Origin of the sequence: Streptomyces sp. NBC_00461 (assembly GCF_036013935.1) — a bacterium.
In the GTDB taxonomy this organism is placed as follows: Bacteria; Actinomycetota; Actinomycetes; order Streptomycetales; family Streptomycetaceae; genus Streptomyces.
In genome coordinates, this window is the sequence record NZ_CP107902.1 from 3,940,454 (window position 1) to 3,956,800 (window position 16,347).

Sequence of the window (16,347 nt, forward strand, 5' to 3'; positions counted from 1 at the left end):
CCTCAACTCCGGCCACCGCACGCGGCGACTCGTTCCCCGGTCACGGGCGGCCGGCGAGCGCACCATACTCACAGCGCTTTGGGACGCTCACAGCGACTTGAGACGCTCACAGCGCCTTGAGCGCCTCCGCGGTGGCCCGCGCGAGCGCCCCGAGATACCCCTTCGGCAGCTTCGGGCTGCGGATCACCACCGAGCGCCAGTACAGGGGGCCCGAGATCAGGTCGAGGGCCAGCTCGTCGTCGAACCCCTCGCGGATCTCGCCGCGCCGCTCGGCCGCCACCAGGATCTTGCTGGCCACGCCCTCCTGTCCCTCCCGCAGCGTCTTCTGCATCGCCTCGGCGATCTCGGGGTTGCGGGCCGCCTCGGCCTGCAGGTCCGGGATGATCTGCGAGGCCACCGGGTGGCGCAGGGCGCGCGAGGTGACCTCGTACAGCAGGCGCAGATCGCCCTCCAGGGAACCCGTGTCCGGCGTCGGCAGGCCCATCACCGCGAGCGCCGAGACGACGTCGAGCACCAGGTGCAGCTTGGAGCGCCAGCGGCGGTAGACCGCGGTCTTGCCGACGCCCGCGCGGCGCGCGATGCCCTCGATGGACATCCGCGCATAGCCGACGGCCGCGAGCTCCTCGAAGACTGCCGCCCGGATGGCTTCCGTCACATCCTCGCGGAGTACGGCCGCCCCGGCGGGGGCACGGCGGCGCGGACGCGTCTGGGGCTCGTCGGCGTTCGTCGTCATGCGGACCAGCATAGGGCGTTACGACGAAACGGTTGCGTTCCGACGTCAACTCGGCCTACGCTCACGTTGCGACGATACGGTCCCGTCCCGACGTAAGAGAACATGAAGAGAAACGTAAGGAAACGTGGGGCAACGGGCCGGCCGGACGCCGGCATCCCCTCCCCCCGAGCGAAAGCAGCGGATGTGAGCCAGGTCATCCACACACCGCCCCCGGCGTCGGCTCCGGCCGACGACGACCTCGCGGCGCTCGCCGCACGGCACGGCCTGTCGGTCAGCGGTGCCCGCCCCTCCCTGCCTGCGTACATCCGGCAGTTGTGGGACCGGCGCCACTTCATCACGGCGTTCGCCACGGCCAAGCTCACGGCGCAGTACAGCCAGGCGAAGCTCGGCCAGGTCTGGCAGGTCATGACCCCGCTGCTGAACGCGGCGGTGTACTACTTCATCTTCGGCGTCCTGCTGCACACCAAGAAGGGCGTGCCGGACTACATCCCGTTCCTGGTCACGGGCGTGTTCATCTGGACGTTCACGCAGAGCTCGATCATGGCGGGCACCCGCGCGATCTCCGGCAACCTCGGCCTGGTCCGGGCGCTGCACTTCCCGCGGGCCGCGCTGCCGATCTCCTTCTGCCTGCAGCAGCTCCAGCAGCTGCTGTTCTCGATGGCCGCCCTGGTCGTCATCCTGCTCTGCTTCGGCGTGCCGGTCGCCTTCTCCTGGGTGCTGGCGATCCCGGCCCTGGTGCTGCAGTTCACGTTCAACGCGGGCGTCGCGATGATCATGGCGCGGATGGGTGCCAAGACGCCGGACATCGCGCAGCTGATGCCCTTCGTGCTGCGCACCTGGATGTACATCTCGGGCGTCATGTGGAACATCGACAAGCTGACCGGCAAGGGCAGCGGGCTGCCGCACTGGGTGGCTCCGGCGCTCAAGGCCAATCCGGCCGCCGTCTACATCGACCTGATGCGGTACGCCCTGATCGACAGCTTCCACTCGCGCCAGCTGCCGCCCCACGTGTGGGCGCTCTCGGTGGGCTGGGCGCTGCTCGCCGGCGTCGGCGGCTTCATCTACTTCTGGAAGGCTGAGGAGACGTACGGCCGTGGCTGAGTACACCAACGAGTTCACCGACGAGTACGCGGACGCGTACACCGACGCGCTCCCCCAGCTCACCGACGCGCTCCCCGCCGACCAGATCCCCACGGTCGTCGTCGACGGCGTCGACATCGTCTACCGGGTCAACGGCACCGGCGCCGGACGCGGCTCCGCGACCGCCGCCCTCAACCGCATGCTGCGCCGGGGGCAGGCCGAGAAGGCAGCAGGCGTGCGCAAGGTGCACGCCGTCAAGCACGTGTCGTTCGTCGCCTACAAGGGCGAGGCGATCGGCCTGATCGGCACCAACGGCTCGGGCAAGTCGACGCTGCTGAAGGCGGTCGCGGGCCTGCTGCCGGTGGAGAACGGCCACATCTACACCCACGGCCAGCCCTCTCTCCTCGGCGTCAACGCCGCCCTGATGGGCGACCTGACCGGCGAGCGCAACGTCCACCTCGGCGGCCTCGCCATGGGCATGTCCCGCGAGGAGGTCAGGGAGCGGTACCAGGACATCGTCGACTTCTCCGGCATCAACGAGAAGGGCGACTTCATCACCCTGCCGATGCGCACGTACTCCTCCGGCATGGGCGCCCGTCTGCGCTTCTCCATCGCCGCCGCCAAGGACCACGACGTGCTCCTCATCGACGAGGCGCTCGCCACCGGTGACCGGTCCTTCCAGAAGCGGTCCGAGGAACGCATCCGCGAACTGCGCAAGCACGCGGGCACGGTGTTCCTGGTCAGCCACAACAACAAGTCGATCCGCGACACCTGCGAACGCGTGCTGTGGCTGGAGCGCGGCGAACTGCGCATGGACGGACCGACCGAGGACGTCATGAAGGAGTACGAGGCCTTCACCGGCGACAAGAGCGACAAGGCCAAGCCGAAGCCCAAGGTAGCCGTCGCTTCCTGACTGCCTGGCTGCCTGGCTGCCCGACGTTCTGACGTTCTGACGCTTCAACGACGAGGGCGCCCCGAGCCGTTCGGCTCGGGGCGCCCTCGTCTTCGTAGGCCTGCCTACGTGGCCGTGGCCACAGGGCTTACGAGTGCGTCCGCAGCAGTGTCCTCATCGTCCGCATCGCCACCGACAGGTTGGCGAGGTCGAACGTCTCCGAGCCCTGGATCTCGTCCAGGGTCGAGCGTGCCCGGCCCAGGATCGCCGCGTTCTTCTCCTCCCACGCCTTGAAGCGCTGCTCGGGAGTCGAGGTGCCGTTGCCCACGGCCAGGACGTCCGAGGTCACGGCCGCGTGGGCCGCGTACAGGTCCTCGCGGATGGAGGCGCGGGCCATGGACTGCCAGCGGTCGGTGCGGGGCAGCTCGATGATGCGGTCCATGAGCTGGGTGATGTGCAGCCGGTCGGCGAGGTCGTAGTAGACCTCGGCGACGTCCATCGGCTCCTTGCCCATACGGTCGGCCACCGAGACGATGTCCAGCGCCGGGAAGGCGGAGGAGAACCCCGCCACCCGTGTGGCCAGCTCGTCCGGGACGCCGGCGCCGGTCAGCTCGTCGTAGATCTGCTGCCACCACTCGAGGTCCGCGCCACGCATCAGCTTGGTCAGCTGCTGCCAGACCTGTTCGACGCGCTCGGCGAAGAAGTCGACCGTCTCGGCCAGTTGCAGCGGCTGCGGCCGGTTGTTGAGCAGCCAGCGCGTACCGCGCTCCACGAGCCGGCGCGAGTGCAGGCGGATACGGGTCTGGACGGCGGCCTCGACCTGGTTGTCCAGTCCTTCCACCGCGTCCCACACCGGTGCGGAGCGGAAGATCGCGCGGGCCGCGGTCTGCGCCCTGACGATCTCCTCCAGCGAGGCGCCGGTCTCCTCGCGCAGCCGGTGCAGATAGGTCGTACCACCCGTGTTGACCGTGTCGTTGACCAGGACGGTCGTGGTGATCTCACGGTTCAGCGGGTGGCCGTCGATCTGGTCGGTGAACTTCTCGCGCAGCGCGGCCGGGAAGTAGGTGTGCAGCAGACCGCGCAGATACGGGTCGTCCGGCAGCGAGGTGTGCAGCAGCTCGTCGGCGACCGTGATCTTCGTGTACGCCAGCAGGACGGCCGTCTCCGGGCTGGTGAGGCCCTGGCCCGCGCTGAGGCGCTCGCGGATCTGACGGTCGGCCGGGAGGAACTCCAGCGCCCGGTCCAGATGGCCCGAGCGCACCAGGTGGCGCATGTAGCGCTGCTGGGCGTGGAGCATGTCCTTGGACTGGGCGAGCGCGTTGGCGATCGCCGTGTTCTGCGCGTAGTTGTTGCGCAGGACCAGGTGGCCGACCTCGTCGGTCATCTCGGCGAGCAGCTTGTTGCGCTGCTTGACGGTCATGTCGCCGTCCGCCACCAGGCCGTTGAGCAGGATCTTGATGTTCACCTCGTGGTCGGAGGTGTCCACGCCCGCGCTGTTGTCGATCGCGTCCGTGTTGATCTTGCCGCCGTGCCGTGCGAACTCGATCCGGCCGAGCTGGGTCAGGCCCAGGTTGCCGCCCTCGCCGACGACCTTGACGCGCAGGTCGGCGCCGTCGACGCGGATGGGGTCGTTGGCCTTGTCGCCGACGTCGGCCTGGGTCTCCGTGCTGGCCTTCACATACGTACCGATGCCGCCGTTCCACAGCAGGTCCACCGGGGCCTGGAGGATGGCCTTCATCAGGTCGGCCGGGGTCATCTTGGAGACCTTGCCCTCGATACCGAGGGCCTCACGGATGTGCGAGTTGAGCGGGATGGCCTTGGCGGTACGCGGGAACACGCCGCCACCGGCCGAGATGAGCTCGGTGTTGTAGTCGCCCCAGCTGGAGCGCGGCAGCTCGAAGACGCGGCGACGCTCGGCGTACGAGGTCTCCGCGACCGGGTTCGGGTCGATGAAGATGTGCCGGTGGTCGAAGGCGGCGACCAGGCGGATGTGCTCACTGAGCAGCATGCCGTTGCCGAACACGTCGCCGGACATGTCGCCGATGCCGACGACCGTGAAGTCCTCGCTCTGCGTGTCGACGCCCAGCTCCCGGAAGTGCCGCTTGACGGACTCCCAGGCACCGCGGGCGGTGATGCCCATGCCCTTGTGGTCGTAGCCCGCGGAGCCGCCGGAGGCGAAGGCGTCGCCCAGCCAGAAGTTGTACGTCTCCGCGACCCCGTTGGCGATGTCCGAGAAGGTCGCGGTGCCCTTGTCGGCGGCGACGACGAGATAGGTGTCGTCCTCGTCGTGGCGCACGACGTCGGCCGGGGGCACGACCTCGCCGGCCACCATGTTGTCGGTGATGTCGAGCAGGGCCGAGATGAACGTCTTGTAGCTGGCGATGCCCTCGGCCAGCCACGCGTCCCGGTCCACGCTCGGGTCCGGCAGCTGCTTGGCGACGAAGCCGCCCTTGGCGCCGACCGGCACGATGACGGTGTTCTTCACCATCTGCGCCTTGACCAGGCCGAGGATCTCGGTCCGGAAGTCCTCACGCCGGTCGGACCAGCGCAGACCTCCGCGCGCGACCTTGCCGAAGCGCAGGTGCACGCCCTCCACACGCGGCGAGTACACCCAGATCTCGAACGCCGGGCGCGGCGCCGGCAGATCGGGGATCGCCTGCGGGTCGAACTTCATGGACACGTACGCGTGCGGCTGGCCGCCCGCGGCCTCCTGGAAGAAGTTCGTACGGAGGGTCGCCTTGATGACCGTCAGGAAGGACCGCAGGATCCGGTCCTCGTCGAGGGAGGCCACCTGGTCGAGGGCCGCCTCGACCTCTTCGAGGAGGGCGTCGACGATCTCGCGGCCCGCGCGCTGGCGGTCCGGCGACATCCGCGCCTCGAACAGCGAGACCAGCAGCCGGGTGGTGTGGACGTTGTTGCGGAGGGTGTCCTCCATGTAGTCCTGCGAGAAGGTGGAGCCCGCCTGCCGCAGGTACTTCGCGTACGCCCGCAGCACCATCGCCTGACGCCAGTCCAGCCCGGCGCTGAGCACGAGGGCGTTGAAGCCGTCGTTCTCCGCCTTGCCGGTCCAGGTGGCGGCGAAGGCCTCCTGGAAGCGCTCGCGGCCGTCGTCGCCGAGGTAGTCCCCGCCGCCGTTCGCCGACTTGGGCATGCGCAGGCCGAAGTCGTAGATCCACGCGGTCGTGCGGTCCGAGCAGCGCAGCTCGTACGGCCGCTCGTCCGTCACCTCGACGCCGAGCCGACTGAGGGCCGGCAGCACCGCCGACAGGGAGACGGCCTCGCCCCTGCGGTAGATCTTGAACCGGCGCTCCTCCGGGGCGGCGCCCACGGGCTCGTACAGGCTGAGCGAGAAGTCCTTGCCGCTCGCCGCCTGCGCCTCGCTGAGCTGTTCGAGGTGGACGAGGTCGGCGACCGCGGCACGCGGCGTGTGGTCCGCCTTGTAGCCCTCGGCGAAGGCGCTGCCGAACTTGCGCAGCAGCTCTGCGGCCTTCTCCTCGCCGCACTCGGCGTTCAGTGCCTCGGCGAAGCCGTCGGCCCAGGAACGCGCGGCCTCCACCAGCCGTGCCTCGATGCGGTCCTTGTCGGCGTCGGACAGCTCCGGCAGCTCGGTGCCCTGCGGGACGCGCACCACGAAGTGCAGCCGGGAGAGGATCGACTCGGTGTTCCAGGCCGTGAAGTCGACGCTGGTGCCGCCGAGTTCCTCCTTCAGGATGTCGATGATCCTGAGGCGGACGCCGGTGGTGTAGCGGTCGCGCGGGAGGTAGACGAGGGCGGAGTAGTAGCGCCCGTACTCGTCCTGGCGCAGGTAGAGGCGAAGCCGCCTGCGCTCCTGGAGGTAGAGGACGGAGGTGGCGATGGTCTCGAGCTCGTCGGCCGGGGTCTGGAAGAGCTCGTCGCGCGGGTAGGTCTCCAGGATCTGCAGCAGGTCGCGCCCGTCGTGGCTGTTGGGCGAGAAGCCGGCGCGCTCCAGGACCTCCTCGACCTTGCGGCGGATGACCGGAACCCGGCGCACCGACTCGGTGTACGCGGCGGAGGAGAACAGACCGAGGAAGCGGCGCTCGCCGACGACATTGCCGTCCGCGTCGAACTTCTTGACGCCGATGTAGTCCAGGTACGACGGCCGGTGCACGGTCGCGCGGCTGTTCGCCTTGGTCAGGACGAGGAGCTTGTGCTCGCGGGCCTTGGCGCGGGCGTCGGCGGGCAGCCGCTCGAAGGACGGGCTGACCGGGTGGCTCTCGTCCGCGGCGTGCTGCGGGTCGGAGCGCAGGATGCCGAGGCCGGTGCCGGGCACGGCGGCCAGCGAGTCGTCCTCGCGCAGCTCGTACTCACGGTAGCCGAGGAAGGTGAAGTGGTCGGCGGACAGCCAGCGCAGCAGCTCGCGGGCCTCCTCGACGTCCTGCTCGCGCAGGTCGGGGGCGACGGGCTCGGCGGGCAGCTCGTCGGCCATGCGCAGCGCCGCGTCCCGCATCTTGTCCCAGTCCTCGACGGTCTCGCGGACGTCGGACAGGACGCGCAGCAGGTCGGCGGTGATCTGCTTGAGGTCGCCGCGGTCGGTCTCGCGGTCGATCTCGACGTGGATCCAGGACTCGGTGTGCGCGTCGTGCGGAAGGTCGCCGCCCGTCTGCGCGCTGAGCACCTCGATGAGCTTGCCGGTGACGTCCCGGCGGACGACGATCTGCGGGTGGATGACGACGTGGATGCCACGCCCCTGCCGCGTCAGCTCATTGGTGACGGAGTCGACCAGGAAGGGCATGTCGTCGGTGACGACCTCGACGACGGAGTGGCTGCACGTCCACCCGTTCTCCTCCACCGTGGGCGTGTGCACCCGCACGTTGGCCGTGCCCTGCGGGCGGTTCTCGGCCAGCCGGTAGTGCGAGAGTGCGGCTCCGAAGATGTCGACCGGGTCGCGGCCGCTGAGGTCCTCCGGGGCGGTGTGCAGGTAGTAGCGCTGGAGGAACGCGAGCACGGTGTCCCGGTCGGGTGTGCCCTCATCCGTCGTCCCAGTCGGTAGGTGCCCCCCGACCGGGCTGTTCTCAGCTACCCGGGCGGCCCTCTCGAGCAGCTCGGCCTTGGCTTCGTCCAGCTTGGTCTGCATTGTCCTCTGGCTCCTGTCGCGCGCCATTGCGTGACGTAGAAGGAAGTACGGGCTCTTCCCCTGGGACGTGACGCCGTGACGCGGGGTGTCCGGTCTGCTCCGACGCTATGCCGCAAGGGGAGATGAGCGGGGGGTTATCGGCCATTCTCAACGCGCCCACGGGGTGTGACGCTGCTCTCGGCGGCGTCTGCTTCCGGGGTGTGTGCGGCGTCCTGGGGGTCCGTGCGACCCCGTCCCGCCCGCGAGGACCAGCGACCGCCACCCGGTCACGGAGGTGTTCCGTGCTCACCGGGCGTAGGGCAGGGGCATGGATGCCCCCGCGAGCTATCGCGCTGATCACGCCATAAGGCTATCGCTCACCATGGGGGGCCCGTCATGAGCCGTATGTGTACAAAACCAGGGGTCGAACTTTGACACTCTGCACAGGGGCGTGAGCCCTGTTGTCGTGCGGGTCGGCGATTGCAGCCCTTCATCTGATCCCCCTTGCTCGAAAACGACCGGACCTCTTGGCAAGGCCACCCCCTCAGAGGCACGTTGCCCATGACAGCGCACGCCCTCCCGAGGGGAGCCGCCCGACATGACCGCGAAAATCCTCATCGTCACCGGCGACGCAGCAGAGTCACTCGAGGTCCTGTACCCGTACCAGCGCCTCCGCGAGGAGGGCTACGAAGTCCACATCGCGGCCCCCGCCCGCAAGAAGCTCCGGTTCGTCGTCCACGACTTCGAACCCGGCTTCGACACCTACACCGAGAAGCCCGGCTACACCTGGCCGGCCGACCTCGCCTTCGCCGAGGTCGATCCCGGCCAGTACGCCGCCCTCGTCATCCCGGGCGGCCGCGCCCCTGAGTACCTCCGCAACGACCCCGAACTCCGCAAGATCCTCAAGTCCTTCTTCGACGCGGACAAGCCGGTGGCCCAGATCTGCCACGGGCCCCTGCTGACCGCCGCGGTGGACGGTCTGCGCGGACGCCGGGTCACGGCGTATCCGGCGCTGGAACCCGACATGCAGGCCGCGGGCGCCAGCTTCCAGGACGCCGAGGCGGTGGTCGACGGCACCCTGGTCTCGTCCCGCGCCTGGCCGGACCACCCGGGCTGGATGCGCGAGTTCCTGACCGTGCTGCGCGCGAAGGCACCGGTGACCTGACTGACCCCACCGCCGCGCGTACGCCCGCCGGCTCAGGCCGCCAGCCGCTCCGCCTCCGCGACGGCCTCCGCCAGCGAGTCCACCACCGGCACGCCCACCTCTTCCAGACTGGCCCGCCCGTGCGAACCGCCGGTGTAGAGCACGGCCCGTGCCCCCACGTGCCGTGCGGCCACCGCGTCGTCGGCGGCGTCGCCTATCACCACCGTGCGAGCCGGGTCCACACCGGTCAGCGAGGCGAGGTGCCGCACCATGTGCTCCGCCTTGCTGCCGCCCGAGGGCCCGGTCCGCCCGTCGACGCGTATGAAGTGCGCCTCGATCCCGAACCCCCGCACCAGCGGGACGAGTTCGTCGTGCCCGTACATGCTGAGGATCGACTGACTGCGGCCCGCCGACCGCCATCCGGCGAGCAGCTCCACCGCGCCGGCGGTGAGCCCGCAGCCGACCCGGTGCTCCGTGTAGTAGCGGTGGAAGGTCACGTCCATGACCTCCCACTCGGCGTCCGTCGGCAGCCGCCCCAGCAGCCGCTCGTAGAACTTCGGCACCGGCACGCAGTACAGCGCCCGGTACTGCTCCATCGTGATCGACTCAAGGCCCAGCTCGCCGAATGCCGCGTTCGTCGCCCCGATGATCGCGTCATTGTCGTGGAACAGCGTCCCGTTCCAGTCCCAGACGATGTGCGTCCCTGTCTGCTTCCCCATGCCAAAAACGTACCCGCCACCACTGACAATCAAGAGAACTGCAGGTCAGAAAGGCGTTGAGAGGTCAGACAGGCATGGAGCCGGGCGCGGGAGGGCTCAGACCCCGAGTTCCACCAGGTTGGGGATCTCCTGCGTCGCGTACCACAGCAGCTCGTGGTCCTCGGCGCCGTCCACCACGAACTGCGCGTCGTCGTCCCCGCGGTCCGCCGCCTCCAGCGCCTCGGCCGCGGCGGCCACGTCCGCCTCCGCCTCGTCGAGGTCGACGTGCACGGCCGCCGCCTTGGCGAGCCGTACGGTCCCGGTCACCCGTACCTCGCCGAGCGCGGCCGTGTCGAGACCCCGGTCGGGGTCAGCGGCCGCCGCGCCGTCGGGCACGTCGACGGCGACCACGACGCGGCGTCGTACCGCCCGAGGGTCCGCGGCCAGCAGCCGCAGCGAGGCCAGCGCGGCGCGGTTCAGAGCCGCGTACTCCAGTTCCTCGATGTCGTCGGAGAGGTACCACTCGCGCAGGGCGGGCGTGACGGCGTAGGCGGCGAGCGGCCCCGCCCCCAGCTCTCCCGTCTTGTACGCCTCGGCGAGACCGGAGAGGGTCAGGGGGACGTAGACGCGCATGTCTGGCCGCTTTCGTGGTCGGGTACCGGGCGCGGCAGCCGCGCCGTCCGGAGGGGCTTCAGGATACGTGCGGGGGTCCCCTTTCGAGTCCCTGCCCCCAGCCCCTCAGGCGTCCACTTCCCGCCCGGGAAGTCACCCGGCGCGCCCCCGTGATCATGGGCTCCGGCAGCCCCTCCGTCACCCTGATAGGTGAAGAATCCAGCCACTCCAACCCGGGCCCTCAGGTCCTTGCCGCAGCGGTCCCGCGCCCCGTACAAGATCCCCAACGCAAAGTTACCGCCCGGTATCAATCGGGCCCTCCGAACGGGGAAGCGCATGCACAAGGTCATGACCAGGGCGCAGCACCAGCCGGGCACCCGCCCTCCCGGCCGCCGCGACTCCCGCCGCCCCGGCGGCGCTCCTCCCCGTATCCCGGGCGGAACCGCGACCAGCACCGCACCGGGCGGCGGCCGTCCACCGGGCTCCCGGGCCGGCGGCCACTCTCCGGGCACCAGGCCCGACGACAACCGCCCGCCGACCGCTCACGCCGGGCCGGCCAGCGGCGCGACCGCCGCCCGCACCAGGCCGGCCACCCCGCCGAAGACCACCGCGCCGTCAGCCACGGGCCCCTGCGCGAGCACCTCCATGGCTCCCGCCTGCCGCACCACCACCCACGCCCCGCCGGATGTCGTTCCCACCCCCGGCGAAGCCGCATCGGCCGCCCCGGTCACCGGGATCACGGCCGGCCACCCCAGGCCGGCCCCCCGGCCGCGTCCCACCGACGTCTTCGCCGATCTCCTGCTCGCCGTGCTGAGCGGCCAGCGCCCGGTCCACTCCATGCTGCGGCACACCGCGGGCCGGGCCTACGACGAACTGGCCTGGCTCGCGGAACGCGGCCCCCTGCGCACACGCGGCACCCGCCCGGTCGTCCGCGACATCGGCTACTACGAAGCCCGTCCCGGCGCTGTCGAGGCCTTCGCGCGCGTCGGCGCCGGCGACCAGCTGCGGGCCATGGCCTTCCGCCTGGAACGCGGCCAGGACCTGCGCTGGCGCTGCACGGCGGTCGAACTCGGCGGCCCGCGCCCACCGCGCCCCACCGACGACTAGGGCGGGCAGTACGCCGAAGGGCCGGGCCACCCCGAGGTGGCCCGGCCCTTCAAGCCGCTGCTACGGCGCCCAGGCGCCGCTTCCTACTTCCTGCGGCGCCGCCCGCCCCGGGACTGCTTGCGCCGCTCCGCGCGCGTGAGACCGTCGGCCTCGGAGCGCACGGGCTCGTCGTCGTCGCCGAAGTCGCCCTCGACGGTTCCGCCCTCGCCGTCCACGGTCGGCGCGGAGAAGTGCAGGTTCCGGCGTTGCGGAGCGTCCAGCCCCTTCGCACGGATCTCGGGACGCGAGCCCGCTTGCGCCGGCACCGCGTCCTGCTTGTCCATGTCGACCGGCTGGGCGTCCTCGACCGGGACCTCCTCGACCTGCTGCTCGACCTGGACCTCCAGGTTGAACAGGTAGCCGACGGACTCCTCCTTGATGCCCTCCATCATCGCCGTGAACATGTCGAAGCCCTCCCGCTGGTACTCGACCAGCGGGTCCTTCTGCGCCATCGCGCGCAGGCCGATGCCCTCCTGGAGGTAGTCCATCTCGTAGAGGTGCTCGCGCCACTTGCGGTCCAGGACCGACAGCACGACCCGGCGCTCCAGCTCACGCATGATCTCGGAGCCGAGCTGCGACTCCCTCGACGCGTACTGCTCGTGGATGTCGTCCTTGATGGACTCGGAGACGTACTCGGCGGTCAGACCCGCCCGGTCACCGGCCGCGTCCTCCAGCTCCTCGACGGTCACCTTGACCGGGTAGAGCTGCTTGAAGGCGCCCCACAGCCGGTCGAGGTCCCAGTCCTCCGCGAAGCCCTCGGCGGTCTCCGCGCCGATGTACGCGTCGATCGTGTCGTCCATGAAGTGCACGACCTGCTCCTGCAGGTCCTCGCCCTCCAGGACGCGGCGCCGCTCGCCGTAGATGACCTCACGCTGGCGGTTGAGGACCTCGTCGTACTTCAGGACGTTCTTACGGGTCTCGAAGTTCTGCTGCTCGACCTGCGACTGGGCGGAGGCGATCGCGCGCGTGACCATCTTGTTCTCGATCGGCACGTCGTCCGGGACGTTCGCCATCGACATCACGCGCTCGACCATCTGGGCCTTGAAGAGCCTCATCAGGTCGTCGCCGAGGGAGAGGTAGAAGCGGGACTCGCCGGGGTCGCCCTGACGGCCGGAACGACCGCGCAGCTGGTTGTCGATACGACGCGACTCGTGCCGCTCGGTGCCCAGGACGTAGAGCCCGCCGAGGTCCTTGACCTCCTCGAACTCCGCCTTCACGGCCTGCTCGGCACGCTCCAGGGCGGCGGGCAGGTACTGCGCCCACTCCTCGATGTGCTCCTCCGGGTCGAGGCCGCGCTGGCGCAGCTCCGCCTCGGCGAGGTCGTCCGGGTTGCCGCCGAGCTTGATGTCCGTACCACGGCCGGCCATGTTCGTGGCCACGGTCACGGCGCCCTTGCGGCCGGCCTGGGCGATGATCGGCGCCTCACGGTCGTGCTGCTTCGCGTTCAGCACCTCGTGCTGGATGCCTCGCTTGGAGAGCTGCTGCGAGAGGTACTCGGACTTCTCGACCGACGTCGTACCGACGAGGATCGGCTGGCCCTTCTCGTGCTTCTCGGCGATGTCGTCGACGACCGCCTCGAACTTGGCCACCTCGGTGCGGTAGATCAGGTCCGACTGGTCCTTGCGGACCATCGGCCTGTTGGTCGGGATCGGGACGACGCCGAGCTTGTAGATCTGGTGGAACTCGGCGGCCTCGGTCATCGCCGTACCGGTCATGCCGGAGAGCTTGCCGTAGAGGCGGAAGAAGTTCTGCAGGGTGATCGTGGCGAGGGTCTGGTTCTCGTCCTTGATGTCCACCCCTTCCTTCGCCTCGATCGCCTGGTGCATGCCCTCGTTGTAGCGGCGGCCGGCGAGGATACGGCCGGTGTGCTCGTCGACGATCATGACCTCGCCGTCGATGACGACGTAGTCCTTGTCCTTCTTGAAGAGCTCCTTGGCCTTGATGGCGTTGTTCAGGTAGCCCACCAGCGGGGTGTTCACCGACTCGTAGAGGTTGTCGATGCCCAGCCAGTCCTCGACCTTGCTGACGCCGGGCTCGTGGATGGCGACCGTGCGCTTCTTCTCGTCCACGTCGTAGTCGCCGGTCTCCTCCTCGCCCTTCAGCGGGTTGCCCGCCTCGCCCTTCTTCAGGCGCGTGACCAGCTTGGCGAAGTCGCCGTACCACTTGGTGGCCTGGTCGGCCGGGCCGGAGATGATCAGCGGCGTACGGGCCTCGTCGACCAGGATCGAGTCGACCTCGTCGACGATGGCGAAGTTGTGGCCGCGCTGCACCAGTTCGTCCTTCGACCACGCCATGTTGTCGCGCAGGTAGTCGAAGCCGAACTCGTTGTTCGTGCCGTACGTGATGTCGCACTCGTACTGCTCGCGGCGCTCGGCCGGCGTCATGTTCGCGAGGATGCAACCGACGGTCAGGCCCAGGAACTTGTGGACGCGGCCCATCATTTCGGAGTCGCGCTCGGCCAGGTAGTCGTTGACCGTGATGAGGTGGACGCCCTCACCGGAAAGCGCGTTGAGATACGCGGGCAAAGTGCCGACCAGGGTCTTGCCCTCACCGGTCTTCATCTCGGCGACGTAACCGAGATGGAGCGCGGCACCACCCATCATCTGGACGTCGTAGTGACGCTGTCCGAGGACACGCTTGGCGGCCTCGCGTACGGTGGCGAACGCCTCGGGGAGCAGGTCGTCCAGGCTCTCTCCGTCGGCGTACCGCTGCTTGTACTCATCGGTGAGGGCCCGCAGCTCGGCGTCGGAGAGGTCGACAAAGTCCTCTTCGATGGACTTGACCTGGTCCGCGATGCGGTGCAGCTTGCGCAGGATCTTGCCTTCGCCTGCACGCATGATCTTCGAGAGGACGGACACGGGGGTTGGTCTCCTTGCCGGTCGGGCCTGGGACGGTCGGTTTCCATTTGACTTACTGAGCAACGGCCATCGTATGCGAGGAGACCGCCAAGCCGGGAGGCCTGCCGGGACGACGACGGCAGGCGGCTTCTCGCACCGCTTCAAATCTTCTTCAAAAGGGTCAACGGCCGGGCCTCGCGGATGGTGCCGCGCCCCGCCGACGAATTGCGCGAATTGTGATCACCCGCTCACACACGGCTAAAAACATGGCGTGCTCCTCGGCCGTCCCAGCAGAATCGGCCGATGGAACCCGTGACGCTCACGACCCCCCGTCTCCTTCTGCGCACCGTCGGCGCCGAACACACCGACGCCGTGTACGCCGCCGCCCAGGACCCCGACATCCAGCGCTGGACCTCGATCCCCTCGCCCTATCTCCCCGAGCACGCGCGGAGCTTCACCCACGAGTTGGTCCCCGAGAGCTGGGCGAGCGGCTCGATGCTCACCTTCGGTCTCTTCCTCCCCGAAGGGGAGGAACTGGTGGGCATGCTCGGCCTCACCATGCACTCCCTGAGCGTGACCGAGATCGGCTTCTGGGGCACCAAGGAGCACCGGGGCAACGGCTATGTCACCGAAGCCGCCGTCGCCGCCTCCCGCTGGGCCTTCACCCACCTGTCGGTGGACCGGGTGGAATGGCGTGCGGAGGTCGGCAACAGAGCCTCCCGCGCGGTGGCGGAACGCGCCGGCTTCGTCATCGAGGGCGTCCTGCGCTCCGCGATCATCCACCAGGGCGTACGCCGGGACTGCTGGGTGGGTTCGCTGCTGCCCTCGGACCTGGGCCTTGCCTCGACGGCGCCGTATCTGCCGGCGCCTGCCTCGACACCGGGCGCCCCGTGACGAATGTGCAGGCCACCGCCGATTGTCAGTCCCGGCGCCTATCGTGCGGACCATGACGACCCCGCGCCCCATCACCGACCTCTCGGCAGACGACGCCCGCCGCATCGCCCTGCGCGCCCAGGGCTTCATCGGCACGCCCGACCGCAGGGCCGGCGTCCGCGGCGTCCTCCGCCACCTCGGCGCGGTCCAGCTGGACACGATCTCGGTCCTGGCGCGCTCCCACGAGCTCATCGCGTACGCCCGCCTCGGCGCCGTCGGCCGCCAGACGGTGGAGAGTGCCTACTGGAAGGCCGCGTCCGACCTCCCGCACTCCTTCGAGTACTGGTCGCACGCCGCGTGCATCCTCCCCGTCGAGGAGTGGCCCCACTTCGCCTTCCGCCGCCGCGCCTACCGGAACCGCCCGCACTGGAACCACGACCTCCCGGACGGCACCTACGACCAGGTCATCAAGCAACTCCGCGCCGAAGGCCCCCTCACGGCCACGGAGTTGGGCGGCGCCAAGCGCACCAGCGAGTGGTGGGACTGGTCCGGCGCCAAGGTCGCCGTCGAGCGCGCCCTGATGTACGGCGAGGTGGTGTGCGTGGAGCGCCGCGGCTGGAAGCGGGTCTACGACCTCGCCGAGCGCGCGATCCCGGACGCACTGCTGCACGACGAGCTGGACGACAGGGAGTGCCTGCGCCGGCTGGTCGGTCTGGCGGGCCGGTCCCTGGGCGTCGGCACGCGCGCGGACATCGCCGACTACCACCGCCTCAAGGGCGAGCAGGTCGACTCGGTCATCGCCGATTCCGGCCTGGTCCCCGTCACGGTCGAGGGCTGGGGCAAGCCGGCCTGGGCCGACCCGGCGGCCCTGGAGGCACTGCCACGCGGCCGCCACCGCACCACACTCCTGTCCCCGTTCGACTCCCTGATCTGGGAACGGGCACGCACGGAGCGGATCTTCGGCTTCACCCACCGCCTGGAGGCCTACGTCCCCAAGCCGAAGCGGGTGTACGGCTACTTCGCGATGCCGGTGCTCGCGGGCGGCCGTCTGGTCGGCCGCGTCGACCCTGCCCGTGAGGGCCGCACGCTGGTGGCCAGGCAGGTCACCCTGGACGGCCCCAAGGCGGTCCCCGCGGTGGCTCAGGCCCTGGCGGAGGCCGCGAGCTGGGTGGACTGCACGGACGTACGGGTGGAACGGACGGAGACGCCCGAACTGCGCGAGGCCCTGTCCAAGGAACTCACCCGCGCACTCGGCTGA

General features: G+C 69.7%; 11 protein-coding genes. 6 read left to right on the top strand and 5 right to left on the bottom strand.

Translation table 11 applies throughout. The features are described 5' to 3' along the window. Positions 1-106 precede the first annotated feature (106 nt). Complete coding sequence (locus OG870_RS18470) at positions 107-733, bottom strand: TetR/AcrR family transcriptional regulator (RefSeq protein ID WP_266515436.1); 627 nt, start codon at positions 731-733, stop codon at positions 107-109. Positions 734-916: 183 nt separating this feature from the next. Between OG870_RS18470 and OG870_RS18475 the strand changes: the two genes are divergently transcribed. After that, positions 917-1,834: an ABC transporter permease gene (locus tag OG870_RS18475; RefSeq protein WP_266515439.1), complete on the top strand. Its 918-nt coding sequence runs from the start codon at positions 917-919 to the stop codon at positions 1,832-1,834. Between the two features lie 85 nt (positions 1,835-1,919). Continuing rightward, entirely contained in the window at positions 1,920-2,726 is an 807-nt protein-coding gene (locus tag OG870_RS18480; protein WP_266588388.1) for an ABC transporter ATP-binding protein, read from the top strand. A gap of 127 nt (positions 2,727-2,853) precedes the next feature. Here OG870_RS18480 and OG870_RS18485 read toward each other — a convergent pair whose 3' ends face one another. Continuing rightward, complete coding sequence (locus OG870_RS18485; protein ID WP_266584081.1) at positions 2,854-7,800, bottom strand: NAD-glutamate dehydrogenase; 4,947 nt, start codon at positions 7,798-7,800, stop codon at positions 2,854-2,856. A 577-nt stretch (positions 7,801-8,377) separates the two neighbouring features. Between OG870_RS18485 and OG870_RS18490 the strand changes: the two genes are divergently transcribed. After that, positions 8,378-8,944 (top strand): DJ-1/PfpI family protein, encoded by a 567-nt coding sequence (locus tag OG870_RS18490; RefSeq protein ID WP_266515444.1) that lies wholly within the window; start codon positions 8,378-8,380, stop codon positions 8,942-8,944. A gap of 32 nt (positions 8,945-8,976) precedes the next feature. Here OG870_RS18490 and OG870_RS18495 read toward each other — a convergent pair whose 3' ends face one another. Together OG870_RS18495 and OG870_RS18500 are read right to left on the bottom strand one after the other, a co-directional pair. Further along, the gene (locus tag OG870_RS18495; protein WP_266840140.1) at positions 8,977-9,642 is read right to left on the bottom strand and encodes an HAD family hydrolase; all 666 of its coding nucleotides are present in this window, start codon (positions 9,640-9,642) and stop codon (positions 8,977-8,979) included. A gap of 96 nt (positions 9,643-9,738) precedes the next feature. Further along, positions 9,739-10,254, bottom strand: a complete 516-nt coding sequence (locus OG870_RS18500) for a DUF6912 family protein (RefSeq protein WP_266840138.1) — start codon at positions 10,252-10,254, stop codon at positions 9,739-9,741. Positions 10,255-10,569: 315 nt separating this feature from the next. Here OG870_RS18500 and OG870_RS18505 point away from each other — a divergent pair, with 315 nt between their 5' ends. After that, the gene (locus tag OG870_RS18505; RefSeq protein WP_266840136.1) at positions 10,570-11,340 is read left to right on the top strand and encodes an Rv3235 family protein; all 771 of its coding nucleotides are present in this window, start codon (positions 10,570-10,572) and stop codon (positions 11,338-11,340) included. Positions 11,341-11,423: 83 nt separating this feature from the next. Here the strand turns inward: OG870_RS18505 and secA are convergent, their stop codons facing one another. Further along, on the bottom strand, positions 11,424-14,237 hold the full coding sequence (gene secA, locus OG870_RS18510) for a preprotein translocase subunit SecA (RefSeq protein WP_266924546.1): 2,814 nt from the start codon (positions 14,235-14,237) through the stop codon (positions 11,424-11,426). 282 nt (positions 14,238-14,519) lie between these two features. Between secA and OG870_RS18515 the strand changes: the two genes are divergently transcribed. Together OG870_RS18515 and OG870_RS18520 are read left to right on the top strand one after the other, a co-directional pair. Then, positions 14,520-15,110 (top strand): GNAT family N-acetyltransferase, encoded by a 591-nt coding sequence (locus OG870_RS18515; RefSeq protein WP_266515455.1) that lies wholly within the window; start codon positions 14,520-14,522, stop codon positions 15,108-15,110. A 52-nt stretch (positions 15,111-15,162) separates the two neighbouring features. Continuing rightward, positions 15,163-16,347 carry a winged helix-turn-helix domain-containing protein gene (locus OG870_RS18520; RefSeq protein WP_266840134.1) on the top strand — a complete coding sequence of 395 codons (1,185 nt, stop codon included), beginning with the start codon at positions 15,163-15,165 and terminating at the stop codon, positions 16,345-16,347.

What these genes read in the sequence shown, in the direction of transcription:
- OG870_RS18490 (WP_266515444.1), top strand. Translation starts at nt 8,378, where the DNA reads ATGACCGCGAAAATCCTCATCGTCACCGGCGACGCAGCAGAGTCACTC.
- OG870_RS18495 (WP_266840140.1), bottom strand. Translation starts at nt 9,642, where the DNA reads ATGGGGAAGCAGACAGGGACGCACATCGTCTGGGACTGGAACGGGACG.
- OG870_RS18485 (WP_266584081.1), bottom strand. Translation starts at nt 7,800, where the DNA reads ATGCAGACCAAGCTGGACGAAGCCAAGGCCGAGCTGCTCGAGAGGGCC.
- OG870_RS18505 (WP_266840136.1), top strand. Translation starts at nt 10,570, where the DNA reads ATGCACAAGGTCATGACCAGGGCGCAGCACCAGCCGGGCACCCGCCCT.
- OG870_RS18500 (WP_266840138.1), bottom strand. Translation starts at nt 10,254, where the DNA reads ATGCGCGTCTACGTCCCCCTGACCCTCTCCGGTCTCGCCGAGGCGTAC.
- OG870_RS18470 (WP_266515436.1), bottom strand. Translation starts at nt 733, where the DNA reads ATGACGACGAACGCCGACGAGCCCCAGACGCGTCCGCGCCGCCGTGCC.
- OG870_RS18520 (WP_266840134.1), top strand. Translation starts at nt 15,163, where the DNA reads ATGACGACCCCGCGCCCCATCACCGACCTCTCGGCAGACGACGCCCGC.
- OG870_RS18515 (WP_266515455.1), top strand. Translation starts at nt 14,520, where the DNA reads ATGGAACCCGTGACGCTCACGACCCCCCGTCTCCTTCTGCGCACCGTC.